The organism is Leisingera sp. NJS204, from assembly GCF_004123675.1.
Lineage (GTDB): Bacteria > Pseudomonadota > Alphaproteobacteria > Rhodobacterales > Rhodobacteraceae > Leisingera.
Genome location: NZ_CP035418.1, coordinates 30,804 through 44,695, shown reverse-complemented (window position 1 = coordinate 44,695; position 13,892 = coordinate 30,804). Strand labels below are relative to the sequence as shown.

Here is a 13,892-nt window from a genome sequence, read left to right as displayed (position 1 = left end):
TCATAGACACCGCTTGCGGGGGAGGATCAGTCGTCGTCTTCGCCGTTCTGGTAGGGCACCACCAGCGTCGGGATCTGCGAGCGGCGCAGCACCCGTTTGGCAACAGTGCCCAGGAAGGTATGGGAGAACCCGTGATCATGGGCGCCCAGCACAATCAGATCGCAGCCCAGCTCAACCGACCGGCGCAGGATCACCTCTGCCGGGTGGCCGTCGGTCACCTCGACCGAGGTGACCTGATCGCGGATCTTGGCATCATCGCCTTCCAATGCAGCCCAGAACCGGGCCTGCCGTTCGGCCAGCACCTTTTTCACCATCTCGTGCCGCCGTTTGGCCGCTGATTTGCGGGTTTCGTCGTTCAGCACAAACATCTCGAAGGTGATCCTGGCATCATCCGAGATCGGCTCATTCACGTGCAGCACGTGGATTTCCGCCCCCGTCGCCTGCGCCAGACTGGCCGCATGGCGCAATGCGTAGGGCGAGTTCTGCGACAGATCGGTGGCAAACAGGATGTTGGTGATCATCGGTTTCATATCAGATCCTTTCACATCAATAGCCAAACAGCCGCGGCAGCCATAGCGAGATTTCCGGGAAGAACGCGATAACGAAAATCGCAATCGTGTTCACCGCAGCAAAGGGCAGGGCGCGCAACGATATCTGCTCGATCGAGATGTTCGATATGCCCGAGGCAATGAACAGGTTTTCCCCCAACGGCGGTGTCTGGAAACCGATACCCAGCGTACAGACCATCACCACGCCGAAATGGATCGGGTCGATGCCGACCGAATAGGCCACCGGCAGCATCACCGGAACCAGGATCAGGATGGTTGCCAGGGTTTCCATGAACATGCCGACAAACAGCAAAAAGAAGATGATCAGCGCCCAGATCACATAGAGGTTCTGGGTAAAGCTCAGCATGCTGTCGGCGATGATTGCCGGGATCTGGTTTTCCACCAGCAGCCGGCCGAACACAGTGGCAGTGAACAGGATCAAGAGAACACGGCCCGTCAGCCAGGTGGTGGCCTCCAGCGATTGGAACAGCGACGACCAGGTCAGCTCGCGGTAGATGAAGACACCAACCGCCAGCGTATAGAAGATCGCGACAATGGCGGCCTCGGTCGGGGTGAAGAAGCCGGTGTAGATACCGCCCAGAATTACCAGCGGTGCCATCAGCGACCAAAAGCCCCGGTACATCTCGCAGCCGACATTGCGGAACGACCAGCCCTCAGCCATGCCTTTGTAGCCGCGCTTTTTCGACATGAAGTAGTTCAGGATCAGAAGGCTGGTGGCAATCAGGAAGGCAGGCATAAAGCCGGCAATGAACAGTTTCGAGATCGAGACCGACTGGAAGGTGCCGAATTTCTCGACCGCTTCCGGCGGCGGCGCCATGCCAAGGGCGGCAATGCCGAAAATCACCATCGGAATAGACGGCGGGATGATGATGCCGAGGCCGCCCGACGATGCGGTGACTGCCGAGGCATAGCCTTTTTCATAGCCGCGGTCGATCATTGCCGGGATCATCAGCATGCCAACAGCCGCCGTGGTGGCCGGGCCGGAGCCGGAAATGGCGCCAAAGAACAGGCAGGCCATCACGGTGGCGGCAGAAATACCGCCGGTGAACGGCCCGGCCAGGCTTTCAGCGACATTGATCAGGCGTTTCGAGATCCCCGCAGCCTCCATCAGCGCGCCGGCCAGGATGAAGGCAGGCAGGGCCATCAGCGGGAACGATCCGACCGAGGTAAAGGCGATCTGCACAAATTTGATCGGGTTCTCATCCAAGTACAGGAACGACACCAGCGAGGCGACGCCAAGCGCCACCGTGATCGGAGCGCCCATCAGCAACAGCACCAGGAACGATCCGAACAGAATTGAGACGATTTGAGTTTCCATGTTTTTCTCCCTGTCCGGCGCTTACTTGCCGCGCTCTGCTTCGGTGGCAGCCTTGATTTCATCAAGGTCGATCTGATCGGGGTCGTGGATTTCCTCGCCCTTGATCAGCTTCTTGTAGTTCACCTGCAGAATACGGATGGTCATCAGGGTGAAGGCGATTGGCAGCACCATGTAGACGTATTTCATCTCGACGCCCAAAGTCTGGGATTTCCAGAACTTGTTCATCTTGTTGAAGACAAAGTCGTAGGCCAGCCAGATGAAATACACATTGAAGAAAATCCAGAACAGATCTGCAAAAGCTTCGATGTATTTGATGTAGCGTTCGGGCAGGAATTTGAATTGAAACGTCACCCGGTTGTGCGCGCTTTTCAGGGCTGCATAGCTGGCACCGAAAAAGACAAACCAGACGAACATGTAGACCGACAGTTCTTCGATCCATGAAAATGAATGGCCGAACACCTCGCGCGAGACGATCTGCACAAACAGCAGAATGACAAAGCCGGACAGCAATAGGCGGCAGATATAGCTTTCTATATTGTCCAGAAATTTCCAGAACATTGTGTACTCCTCCCCTGTGCAAAGCAGCGCACGTGGCGCTGCTTTGTTATTTTTTATATATTTACCAGAGGCTTACTGAACCGGATCACGGCCGATGGTGGTCAGCACCGTGTTCAGCTTCTCGACGCCGCCGATGGAGTCATAGAACTGCGGCCACACAGCTTCGGTTGCCAGCTTGATGAACTCGGCCTCATCATTTGCCGGATCGTCAATCTGCATGCCCTTGGCCAGCAGGCCTTCTTTGATCTCGGCTTCGATGTCGCGCAGATACTGCGCCGATTTCACGGTGGCTTCCTTGCCCGCTTCGATCAGGATCTGCTGGTCTTCTTCGGACAGATCCTGGAACACCGCCTCGGAGACGATCAGCGGCTCGATCGAGAAGATGTAGCGCAGGTTGGTCACATATTCCTGCACTTCATAGAACTTCATCGCGTTGATGGTGGTGTAGGGGTTGTCCTGGCCATCGACAACTTTGGTCTGCAGACCGGTAAAGGTCTCGGACCAGGCCATCGGGGTCGGGTTGATGCCCCAGGACTTGTAGGTCTCGATCATGATTTCGTTCTTGGGAACGCGGATGACCAGATCCTGCAGGTCGGCAACATTGGTGACCGGTTTCTTGGAGTTGGTCAGGCGGCGGAACCCGGTGTAGGTCCAGGCCAGGATGCGCACGCCGGCATCGCGGATGGTGTTTTCGGTCAGTTCCTGGCCGATCGGACCCTGGGTCAGTTTTTCCGCATCTTCCAGCGACAGGATCACATACGGCAGGGTGAAAACGCCAACCGACGGCGAAAACGGTGTGACGTTGTTGATTGCCAGCAGGGACATGTCCAAGGTGCCGATTGCGGCCTCGTTCACGGTGTCCTGCTCCGAGCCCAGCTGACCGTTGAGGAACATGGTGCCGGTATGCGCACCGCCGGATTTTGCTTCCAGCGCTTCAATGAAAAACTTGCCGGTGCCTTCCTGCGAGCTGCCGGCGCCGTCGCCCACCGCAATCTTAAAGTTTTTGGCGGATACAGCGCCGGTGGTCAGCATCGCGGCGGCAGAAACGGCTGCGGTCAGCGTGCAGACCTTTTTGAGAAATGACATAACTTCCTCCCGTATTGTCATCTTGAAGACAAGGCGCGCGCTGGCACGCCCTCCATAGCGCTTGCACCAGTCCGATCCTGCCTTGCTGGCGAGAGGCTACATTGCGTTTCATGTTTCTAGAATGTAAACTTATGATATCAAGGTTTCACAAATATCGAACTTTAAGATGAGCCGCAAAACACACGTCAAACATGTCGCCGATGCCGATCTGAAACTGCTCAGGGTGTTCAGGGCCGTGGCCGAAAGCGGCGGGCTGGCCGCCGCCGAGACCGAGCTGAACATCGGCAAATCGACCATTTCAAAATACATCGCCGACCTGGAGCTGCGGCTGGATCTGAAGCTGTGCAACCGCGGCCCGGCGGGGTTCTCGCTGACGGACGACGGCAGCAAAGTGCTGAAATCCGCTGAGGGACTGCTGACCTCGGTGTCGGATTTCCGCGCCGAAGTGAACGAGATCAAGCAGCAGATGGCCGGCACCATCCGGATTGCCCTGTTCGACCAATGCGCTTCCAATCCCGAAGCCTTTGTGCCGGGCGGGATCCGGGTCTTTAACAAGGCCGCGCCTGCGGTGGAGATCGAACTGTCGCTGGAGCCGCCGAACCTGATTGAAACCAAGGTGATCAGCGGCCAGCTGGATATCGGCATCCTGGCGCTGCACCGGCCTTCTCCCAGCCTGGACTACATGCCCCTGTATGGAGAAAACATGTTTCTTTATTGCGGCAAGGGGCATCCGTTCTTTGACTGCGACCACACCAGCCTGGGCCTGCGGGATGTGCAGGCGATGAATTATGCAGGCATCCGGGTAAATTCACCCAACCTGCATGTGGGGCAGAAGCTGGGCTTCCGCCGCTCTGCCAAGGTGCAGAACGAACAGGCGCTGGCGATCCTGATCATGTCGGGCAGCTATCTGGGATTTCTGCCGGATCACCTGGCCGCCGGTTTTGTCGGCAGCGGCCTGATGCGCAAAGTCCTGCCCAGAGACGTCTTTTACCGCAGCCAGTTTGCCGCCGTCACCCGCAAGCGGCCCGCGGTAAACCGTATCACCAAACTGTTTCTGGACACGCTGGTTGCGGCGCACTCGGGGCAGGCAGCAGAGGTTTGATGCCGCTCAGCCGCCGCGCAGCTGCTCCGGCAAAATCCGACGCAGATCAACCCGAACCGGCCAGTTCCGGCCGCTGACCCCGGGCCTAAATGATGTCCAGCGACACCTTGACCCGGTCCATTACAACCGACGAGGTAAAGCGGCTGACATTGGATTCATCAAAGAAATACTCCTGGGTGAAGGCCTCATATTCCTTGATATCGCCCACGATGATCACAAGGATGAAATCAGCCTCGCCAGTGGTGTAATAGCATTGCTGCACCTGACTGGCCTGGCGCATCTTGCGCTTGAAGGCGTCCAGATGCATCCGGCTTTCGCGCTCCAGAACCACTTGCACGATCACCGTCATCTCCCGCCCCAGCCGGGCCGGGGACAGAATGGCGATTTCCTTTTCGATCACACCGGTATCGCGGAGCTTTTTCAACCGTTTCTGCACCGCCGGTGCCGACAGGCCGATCTCATGGCTGATGGCTTCGGCGGTCAGTTGCGCGTTGGACTGTATCAGCCGGAGGATATCGTGGTCTTTTTCATCCATAGCTGATTTTTCCCCTGCTTCGGCAGGAATGACAACTCGAATCCGCAAGACCGCGGACGCACGGGGCTGGAGGATCTGCAGCCATCGCGCTCAAAGACGCGCGCGAGAACCCTGATTTAACGGGGAATTTGCGGCGGGTGGCCGTCGCCGACCGGATGGTGTCTGAGGTCTGCGTCAGCTGCCACAACAGCCATGCCGCCTCCCCGAAAACCGATTGGCAGCAGGCGGTCTGGACATCGCCATTGCCGAGGCGGACCGGCAGGATGAAATCGGCGCAATTGGCAGAACACTTGTGGAAATGCAGGGGGGACCTGAAAAAGGCCCGCAACGCCGACCAGGAACGTGCGGAAAACAGCGCCAGCAACAAAAGGTGGTGGACAGCTTGCGCACCGGGTTGTCGCGCCTGTCCAAGGGCGACTTTGCCTTCCATCTGACCGGGACCTTTCCGGAAGAACATGAAGAACTGCGCCAGGACTTCAACCTGACCTCCGAAACGCTGAGTTCTACTGTCGCCCAGGTGATTGGGGCGGCAGGCAGCATCCGCAATGGCGGCGCTGGATGAGCTGACCGCTTCGGTCATTTCCGCTTCCGAAGGCGCCAGCAGCGTTGAAACCACCATTGCGGAGGCACGCTTGCAGGCCGAATCCAACCGCACCATTGTGCAAAATGCCGTCACCGCCATGGCGGAGATCGAACAAAGCTCGAAACACATTTCGCAAATCCTCAGCGTGATCGACGACACCGCTTTCCCGACCAACCTTTTGGCGTTGAACGCCGGTGTCGAGGCAGCACGCGCGGGCGAGGCCGGCAAGGGTTTTGCGGTGCTCGCCTCCAAGGTGCGGGCGCTGGCGCAGCGCTCATCAGACGCGGCGATGGAGATCAAGACGCTGATCGGCGACAGTTCAAGATAAGTAGAGCGCGGCGTCGATCTGATCGGCAAGGCAGGCGAGGCGCTGCAAAGCATTGTCGAGCAGGTCACCCTTACTTCTCAGCTGGTATCCGGCATTGCCGAAGGTGCGGCCGGGCAATCGACCGGACTGAACGAGATCAACACAGGTGTCATCCAGTTGGACCAAGTCACCCAGCAGAACGCAGCGATGGTGGAAGAGGCCACCGCAGCCGGCCACATGCTGAACACTGATGCCGGCAAACTCTCGGAACTGGTGGCGCATTCCCGGGTATCCGGCGGCAGTGCTGCCCCCGCTCCGGCCATCGCTGCTCTCCAGCCGGGGCCTTCTGCGCATAGTGATGATTACTGGGAAACCGAGACCAGCCCGGCGCCTTGCGCGGCTCCCGAAACCGGCCGCGGAAATGCCGCCCGTAATCTCTGGCAGGAATTCCAGCGCCGCCTTGACAGCACCGCACCCGATGGTGCCGCGTTCCCGGCTGCCGCCTTCGGACGGCCAGGGGAACGATTCTCCGCGGCCCGCGCACCCGCAAAAACGCCTCGCAGAAAGTTACCCGGCCTTTGCGGGCGCTTAACCCAGGGGCAGCTTGAGGCCGGGGCACTCCCTGCAAGATCCCCAAATTCGAATGTGTTCCTACATGACGGTTTGCGCCACCCAGGCTTGTATTTTTGGAACACATACGGTGGCAAACACAAGAATAATAAGAGAAAACCCGCGGCTGCCACCGATGGGACCTGAAATTCAAATTTGCGGCATCAAGTTTCCCGGAATTCCGGAAAACTTCATTTGCGATAGGCTTGCGGTACACACTTTTTCAGGACTTTCCTGATTAACACTCCTATAGGCCCCGGCTGCAACCGGTGCGCCGCCGCTAGCAGGAGACCTTCGCCAATGCCCCGGACCACGAAATTGCCGCTCAAGCTGAAGCTGCCGCTGATCATGGTAGCGCTGACCGGGGCCTTCCTCGTTACCGTGTCACTGCTGGTTTATTCAATGGCTGAGCGCAGCATCCGGGAAAACGCCTTTGCCGCGCAAAAGATAGAAGCCAAATCCGGCGCTCAGGCGCTGGAATTCCTGATCAGGGCAGCCCGGTCCGATGTTTCCAGCCTGGCCGGCCAGCCCGCAGTATTCCGGGCGATCGGCAACTTCGAACGGGTGATCGGCATGGTCGAAGAAGACGACCCGATCGCCTATCTGAAACAGACCTATGCCGCAGAAAACCCGCATCCAGCGCAGCAGCGCGAGGAGCTGACAGACGCGGGCGACGGCAGCTATTACAACCAGTCGCATGTCACCTATCACCCCACTTTCCTGCAAAGCCTGCGCCTGAACGGCTATCAGGACCTTTATCTGATCAGCGCCAAAGGGCAGGTGGTCTACTCGGTCAAAAAGCAGGATGACTTTCTGACCGGTATCGCGCCGGATGCGGACAGCGGACTGGCCCAAGCATTCAAAGCCGCACTGCAGGCAGAGGCCGGCACGGTGGTCGCCGCAGACTTTGCCGCCTACAGCCACAGTCCCGATGGCGTTGCAGCCTTCCTGGCCGCGCCCGTCTTCTCCAAACGCAAACAGATAGTCGGCGTTATCGCCGTGCAGCTGGGCACCAAGGGCGTCGTCACTGCGCTGACCAGCAATCTGTCGGGCGGCACGCATCAGAACATTTTTGTTGCCAGCAGCGACGGCCTGGCCCGCAGCCCGTCCTCGGTTGAGGGATTGTTCCCGGTGCTGCAGAAAATGCCGGACACCCCGCAGATCCAGGCCGCCAAGGCGCGCGAAGCCGGCCAGTTTGAGGCGGTTGCCTCCTCTCTGGGCGAACGTGCCATAGCTCTGGTGATGCCGCTGGAGCTGCCCGGCTTTGACTGGTCGCTGGTGCTGGAAACCGACGAACACACTGCCTTTGCCGTGGTTGAACGCATCCGGCTGATTGCCGCCGGGCTGATCGGCGCCGCTCTGCTGGCAGCCATCGCCGTGTCCTGGCTGGCGGCGCGCAGCGTCACCCGCCCGATCCATGCCCTGCGCGAGGCCACAAATGCGCTGGCGGACAACAACTATGACACCGACATACTGGGCCGCGACCGCGGTGACGAACTGGGCGACCTGGCCCGCAGCCTTGACAGTTTCCGCGGCAAGCTGAAGGAGGCCGACGCCGCAGCGGCGCGCGAAGTCGAGGCCGCCCGCCACACCGCTGCTGTGGTCGACAGTATGAGCGCAGCCTTGTCCGAGCTGCAGCGCGGCAACCTGACCTGTGACATTCAGGCGCCTTTTGACGGGCATTACGAGACCTTGCGGGAAAACTTCAACCGCAGCCTTGACCGGCTGCGCGGGTCTATGGGCGACGTGGTGGAGGCGGCGGAAAACGTCGGGCGGTTCTCCGAGGAACAACGGGGCGCGGCTACCGAAATGGCCCATCGCACCGAAAGCCAGGCAGCGACGCTGGAAGAAACCGCCGGCGCCATCCGCGAGCTGACCGGCGGTATCCGCGACACCGCTGACCAAGCGGGCCGGATGGATGAAACCATGCGCGGCGCCCGCAGTGAAGCGGAACAAAGCACGGATGTGGTGACCTCTGCGGTGGCCGCGATGGACCAGATTCAGGAAGCCTCTTCAGAGATTTCCAAAATTATCAACATGATCGACGACATTGCCTTCCAGACCAACCTGCTGGCCCTCAATGCCGGGGTGGAGGCCGCCCGCGCAGGCCCCGCCGGCGCAGGCTTTGCCGTGGTCGCCTCCGAAGTGCGCGCCCTGGCGCAACGGGCCTCAAATGCGGCCGGACAGATCAAGGGACTGACCTCCGCCAGCGAGGAACACGTGGCAAATGGCGTCGCGATGGTGGGCCGTGCGGGGGACGCGCTGACCAGCATCATCGAACAGGTCTCGGCGGTATCCGGGCTGGTCACCGACATTGCCGACGGTGTGCGCACCCAATCGCGCGGGCTGGAAAAAATCGACGGCGCCATGCACCAGCTGGACAATATGACTCAGCAGAATGCCGCCATGTCCGAGGAAGCCGCGGCTGCCAGCCAGCTGCTGCAAAATGAATCGCACAGCTTGACTGGTATCATTGGCCGGTTTGATCTGGGCAGCGGCAGCGCCGCCCCCGCGGCCAGCCACGAGGTCAACAACGCCCCCGGCCGCCTGAGTGCCTAATACCAAACCTGACTGGCTGATGTTCCGCCTCCGCCAGTCAGAAGACAACCTGTAAACCGGCTGCTCTTTCAACATAATCATGTTTACAGGCTTTTTCATTGCAGCCGCAAAGCAGTAATGTCACCCTTTGGCAAAGCAGAAGTGTCACTCTCCTCGCATAAGGCAGCGAGGACGAGCGGACATGGGATGGGTGATGATGAGCGAGCGCGAGTTGAACCGCGTTGAGGTTCTGGCGCAGGTCGATGACGGCCGGTTGACAGTTGATAACGCGGCGAACCTGCTGGATCTGACACGGCGGCAAATATTCCGGCTGTTGAAGCGGTGCCGCCAGGACGGCGCATCCGCGATCCGTCACAAGGCGCGCGGCAAGCCTCCGAACAACCGGTTTCACAAAGCGAAGCGTGACTATGCTCTGAGCCTGATCAAAGAAAATTATTCTGATTTCGGCCCGGCGCTGGCGGCTGAGATGCTGGGTGAGCATCACGGGATCAAGGTGTCCCGCGAGACCTTGCGCAAATGGATGATCAAAGACGGCCTTTGGCTGTCCCGCAAACAGCGGCGCCAGTTCCACCAGCCGCGCCTGCGCCGGGAATGTTATGGCGAGCTGATCCAGATCGACGGTTCCGATCATCGCTGGTTTGAGGATCGCGCGCTGCCCTGCACCCTGCTCGTCTTCATTGATGATGCCACCAGCACCTTGATGGAATTGCGTTTTGTGAAGTCGGAAAGCACCTTCAGCTATTTCGAGGCACTGGAAAGTTATCTGGTTCAGCATGGCCGTCCGGTGGCCTTTTACAGCGACAAGCACACTGTGTTCCGGGTGGCTAAAACCGATGCCAGGAACGGCGCAGGCATGACCCGGTCCGGGCGCGCGCTGAATGAGCTGAACATCGAGATCCTCTGCGCAAACAGCTCTCAGGCCAAAGGCCGGGTTGAACGTGCGAACCGCACGCTTCAGGATCGGCTAGTCAAAGAACTGAGACTGGCCGGTGTTTCGGATATGGAGGCCGGAAACGCCTTTCTTGAAGGCTTCAAAACCCGCTACAACGCCAAATTTTCCAAGGCCCCGGCCAAACCGGACAACCTGCACCGGGCACTGAATGTCGAGCCGGACCGGCTGGCGGAAGTGCTGTGCTGGCGTGAGAACCGCTATGTCGGCAAGCAGCTCACATTTTCCTATGACCGCAAGCGGATCATGCTGGAAGGTAACCGTCGTTTGCGCCCCACGTTGTAGCGCCCATCCCGTGCTGCGAGATCTTGCACATCTCACAGTGGGGAGTGCGTTTCGCAATGTGCGCTACAAATTCGTTTCTCAAATCGTTGGGCGTGGAGATCTACGCGTCGGGCCACCGGCGGTGGCCGGATGAAGCCAAGGCCCAGGCAGTGGCGGACACGCTCCAGCCGGGTGCGACTGTGAATGGCGTGGCGGCGCGGTATGGAGTCTTGCCAAACCAGCTGTCGGCTTGGCGCCGGCTGGCGAAGCAGGGGAAGCTGGTGTTGCCAGCGGCGGAGCCGGACGAACCGGTCTTCGCCCGCTGGTGGTTTGTGATGTTCCGGAGGAGCAGCCGGAGCCGGACATTGCGGCATCCGATGAGGTGATCCGGATCGTCTCGGGCGAAGTCAGGATCGAGCTGGCGCCAGGCACGCCCGCAGCGCGGATCGCCGAGATTGTGCATGCGCTCGGGGCCACGCCATGCTGATGCCCTCACAGGGCGTCCGGATACTGGTGGCAACGAAGCCGGTGGCTCGCCATTGGGCTCGAACCAATGGCGTCCAAGGCTCGCTCCGCAAAGGCCATGACGGCCTGGCGGCGCTCGTGCAGTCAGCGCTGGCGGAAGATCCGTTCACGGGCACGGTCTTCGTGTTCCGCGCCAAACGGGCGGACAGGATGAAGATCCTGTTCTGAGAGTTTGCGCCGGCCTGCGTGAAACGCAGCAAACTGTCCGGGGGACAGTTTGAGGCAAGAACGGGCGGAGCCCAGCGGGCTTGTCATGGCATACAAACGGCTGGAGGAAAGCACGTTCACCTGGCCCGCGATCCGCGACGGGGCGATGACCTTGAACCGTGCCCAATTCGAGGCGCTGCTTGCCGGGCCGGACTGGCGGCGGGTGCGGTCCCTGGAAGAGCGCCGCCCGGCTGTGGCAGAGTGACTCGGGCAGCGGAATGACTGCTCCCAGAGGGGCCGATCAGGGTATGGTCCAGCCATGTCCAACACCCCGCCCATCGACCTCTCGGTCATTCCAGAAGACCAGCGTGATGCTGTTCTGGCAGTGTTGCGCGGGCGGGATGTGCTTCGGGAGGCCAACAAACGCCTGGAGCACCTCGTCGCCGAGCTGAACCAGGCCGTGCATGGCAAGCGGTCGGAGAGGCTGAGCGAGGAGCAAGTCATTGATGCGCCATTGGTCCGAGCAACAATGGCGGCCGGCAGCTGGCTTTCGAGGATCTCGAGACAGCAGTGGCCGAGGCCGAGACGCAGCAGGGCGCGCAGACGTCCACCGGTCCGGCGCCGCGCAAGGCAGCCCGCCGCAACCGGGGCAATCTGCCCAAGGATCTGCCGCGGATCGAGAAGGTGATCGAACCGGCCAGCCTGGACTGCCCATGCGGGTGCGGCGAGATGCACCGGATCGGCGTCGTGCCGCAGGCACGCCTTCGGCGTGACGATCGCACCGAGCGGCTGGATATTATTCCCGCGCAGCTCCGCGTCATCCACTGCCCGGCAGTGCATGTTTACATGCACGAGAGGGGGCACTGTCCGGCCCAAGTATGCCTGCCGCGCCTGCGCAGAGGGCGTCACCCAGGCACCAGCCCCCGCGTACCTGATCGAGGGCGGTTTGCCGACCGAGGGCGCCATCGCGCATGTGCTGGTCAGCAAGTTCTCGGATCATCTGCCGTTATACCGCCAGAGCCAGATCCTGGCCCGCTCCGGGATCGATCTGCACCGCAGCACGCTCGCCGATTGGGTGAGGACAGCTGCCTTCCACCTCGGTCCCGTAGTCGACCGGCTCGCCGAACACCTGAAAAGATCGGGCAAGCTGTTCATGCCTCTCGGCAGCATGCTTCGCATGCGCCTGCCGGGTAATAGACGAGACCACGGCGCCGGTCCTGGACCCGGGCCGCGGCCGGACAAAGACCGGGTATCTCTGGGCGCTGGCCCGGGACGACCGCGGATGGGGCGGCGATGACCCGCCCGGCGTGGTCTTCACCTATGCTCCCGGCCGCGCCGGGCAGAACGCGGAACTGATCCTGCAGGGCTTCGACGGCATCCTGCAGCTGCCCTCCCGGCAGCATCCTGCGGATGCGCCTGCCGGGTGACAGACGGCTATACCGGCTACAACCGGCTGACGCGCCCCTCGCGGAAAGGCGGCGCGCCGGTCACCTTCGCGCATTGCTGGGCGCATGCCCGCAGGAAGCTGAAGGAGGTCTTCGCCCGCGACGGCGTCGTGCTGGAAGCACGCCTCCGGCATGACGATCGCCGCCGAGGGGCTGCGCCGGATCGCGGAGCTCTACCGTATCGAGGGTGAGATCCGCGGCATGGGCCCCGGCCAGCGGCTGTCGGCCCGGCAAGCCCGCACCGCGCCGCTGGTTGCCGGGTTCGGAGAGTGGCTGCAAAGCCAGCGCCGCCGGATCTCCTCAAAGTCGCGTCTCGGGGAGAAGCTGGCCTACATCCACCGCCAGTGGGACGGGCTGCAGACTTTCCTCCACGACGGCCGCGTCGAGATCGACTCTAATGCCCCCTTTCGGCAGATTGCTTCGCAATCGCCTGCCGGGCAGTGGTGCGAGAACCTGATCCGCCCAATCGCCCTGACAAGAAAGAACGCGCTATTCGCCGGCCATGATGAAGGCGGCCGCGCTTGGGGCCGCATCGCTTCGCTCATTGCCACGGCGAAGATCAATGGCGTCGAGCCCTTCGCCTACCTCAAGGTCACCCTCGAAGCCATCGCTGCAGGTCACCCTGCCAGCCGGCTCGATGAACTCCTCCCCTGGAACTTCCAGCTGTCAAGCTGAAAGCCCGGTGCCCTCCAGGCGCCGCTTACCTGGAAGCGAACGAGCTTTAACGCGCTTTGGTCGGCAAATACGTGGATACCGATGTCCGGTTTGAGGTTAGCTGGATAGGCCGACCCTGCCCTACAGGGTCTTTGATATGGAACAGCGGGTCACTCATGCTGCCGTCTGGCCCTTGTCAAAGAGATGCAGGAGAAAGCACCGCCAAAGCCCAAGGTGCGGACCAATTCCGAGAAGATGGGGTATAAGCCCAGGCCTCGTAAAAAGGAATTGTCGGAGGCGGTGACCGGCAAGCGAATGACGGCAACGCGGACTTCTCAGATTTAGTCGAAACTGCAAGTTCCTTGGAACGACTTAACTGTAGGGATAACGTCGTCATCGGCTTGTTGCACCGTCAGAGTGGCTGGAGGATTGTCTGGATCAAAGCCTATAGGGTGCGGTCGGAAAAGTTTCTATGAATGGCTAGAGTATACACACCTCTAGTATCCATATTACTCGAAACAGCAATGCTCGGAGAATGACTATGGTCCCAGAGAGGGGTTACTCTGTGGATCTCCAACTCATTGATTTTTAGCTTAATATCCTCTCCGATGGTTCTAAGAACTGCGTGAACCTCTTCACCTTCTGAGCCCTTTAAGTAGCACCTGATGACGGTTTCGTTCGG

At 60.4% G+C, this 13,892-nt stretch carries 8 protein-coding genes and 5 pseudogenes; 8 read left to right on the top strand and 5 right to left on the bottom strand.

The genetic code is table 11. The features are described 5' to 3' along the window. Positions 1-26 precede the first annotated feature (26 nt). The 4 genes from ETW24_RS20870 to ETW24_RS20855 all read right to left on the bottom strand — a co-directional run bounded on the left by ETW24_RS20870 (position 27) and on the right by ETW24_RS20855 (position 3,531). On the bottom strand, positions 27-530 hold the full coding sequence (locus tag ETW24_RS20870; protein WP_129373028.1) for a universal stress protein: 504 nt from the start codon (positions 528-530) through the stop codon (positions 27-29). A 16-nt stretch (positions 531-546) separates the two neighbouring features. Next, positions 547-1,887: a TRAP transporter large permease gene (locus tag ETW24_RS20865; RefSeq protein ID WP_129373027.1), complete on the bottom strand. Its 1,341-nt coding sequence runs from the start codon at positions 1,885-1,887 to the stop codon at positions 547-549. Between the two features lie 21 nt (positions 1,888-1,908). Further along, positions 1,909-2,445: a TRAP transporter small permease gene (locus ETW24_RS20860; RefSeq protein ID WP_129373026.1), complete on the bottom strand. Its 537-nt coding sequence runs from the start codon at positions 2,443-2,445 to the stop codon at positions 1,909-1,911. Positions 2,446-2,517: 72 nt separating this feature from the next. Continuing rightward, the gene (locus tag ETW24_RS20855) at positions 2,518-3,531 is read right to left on the bottom strand and encodes a TRAP transporter substrate-binding protein (protein WP_129373025.1); all 1,014 of its coding nucleotides are present in this window, start codon (positions 3,529-3,531) and stop codon (positions 2,518-2,520) included. A gap of 166 nt (positions 3,532-3,697) precedes the next feature. Here ETW24_RS20855 and ETW24_RS20850 point away from each other — a divergent pair, with 166 nt between their 5' ends. Continuing rightward, complete coding sequence (locus ETW24_RS20850; protein WP_129373024.1) at positions 3,698-4,633, top strand: LysR family transcriptional regulator; 936 nt, start codon at positions 3,698-3,700, stop codon at positions 4,631-4,633. 85 nt (positions 4,634-4,718) lie between these two features. Here ETW24_RS20850 and ETW24_RS20845 read toward each other — a convergent pair whose 3' ends face one another. Then, positions 4,719-5,168 carry an Lrp/AsnC family transcriptional regulator gene (locus tag ETW24_RS20845; protein ID WP_129373023.1) on the bottom strand — a complete coding sequence of 150 codons (450 nt, stop codon included), beginning with the start codon at positions 5,166-5,168 and terminating at the stop codon, positions 4,719-4,721. Between the two features lie 214 nt (positions 5,169-5,382). On the opposite strand from ETW24_RS20845, the pseudogene ETW24_RS20840 reads away from it, so the two are divergent. From ETW24_RS20840 to tnpC, 7 genes and pseudogenes are all read left to right on the top strand, one after another. After that, positions 5,383-6,508 (top strand): annotated as a pseudogene (locus ETW24_RS20840) (methyl-accepting chemotaxis protein); the annotation flags it as partial. 459 nt (positions 6,509-6,967) lie between these two features. Beyond that, entirely contained in the window at positions 6,968-9,226 is a 2,259-nt protein-coding gene (locus ETW24_RS20835; RefSeq protein ID WP_129373022.1) for a methyl-accepting chemotaxis protein, read from the top strand. A 181-nt stretch (positions 9,227-9,407) separates the two neighbouring features. Then, a pseudogene (locus ETW24_RS20830) lies at positions 9,408-10,430 on the top strand (ISNCY family transposase); the annotation flags it as partial. A 194-nt stretch (positions 10,431-10,624) separates the two neighbouring features. Next, positions 10,625-10,744 (top strand): annotated as a pseudogene (locus tag ETW24_RS25430) (transposase); the annotation flags it as partial. Positions 10,745-10,764: 20 nt separating this feature from the next. Next, entirely contained in the window at positions 10,765-10,926 is a 162-nt protein-coding gene (locus ETW24_RS24360) for a hypothetical protein (protein WP_164982653.1), read from the top strand. Continuing rightward, positions 10,920-11,376 (top strand): annotated as a pseudogene (locus ETW24_RS20820) (transposase). The gene ETW24_RS24360 and the pseudogene ETW24_RS20820 overlap by 7 nt, the downstream one beginning before the upstream one ends. Positions 11,377-11,463: 87 nt before the next feature. Continuing rightward, positions 11,464-13,231, top strand: a pseudogene (gene tnpC, locus ETW24_RS20815) (IS66 family transposase). Positions 13,232-13,892: the final 661 nt, after the last annotated feature.

What these genes read in the sequence shown, in the direction of transcription:
- ETW24_RS20870 (WP_129373028.1), bottom strand. Translation starts at nt 530, where the DNA reads ATGAAACCGATGATCACCAACATCCTGTTTGCCACCGATCTGTCGCAG.
- ETW24_RS20865 (WP_129373027.1), bottom strand. Translation starts at nt 1,887, where the DNA reads ATGGAAACTCAAATCGTCTCAATTCTGTTCGGATCGTTCCTGGTGCTG.
- ETW24_RS20860 (WP_129373026.1), bottom strand. Translation starts at nt 2,445, where the DNA reads ATGTTCTGGAAATTTCTGGACAATATAGAAAGCTATATCTGCCGCCTA.
- ETW24_RS20855 (WP_129373025.1), bottom strand. Translation starts at nt 3,531, where the DNA reads ATGTCATTTCTCAAAAAGGTCTGCACGCTGACCGCAGCCGTTTCTGCC.
- ETW24_RS20850 (WP_129373024.1), top strand. Translation starts at nt 3,698, where the DNA reads ATGAGCCGCAAAACACACGTCAAACATGTCGCCGATGCCGATCTGAAA.
- ETW24_RS20845 (WP_129373023.1), bottom strand. Translation starts at nt 5,168, where the DNA reads ATGGATGAAAAAGACCACGATATCCTCCGGCTGATACAGTCCAACGCG.
- ETW24_RS20835 (WP_129373022.1), top strand. Translation starts at nt 6,968, where the DNA reads ATGCCCCGGACCACGAAATTGCCGCTCAAGCTGAAGCTGCCGCTGATC.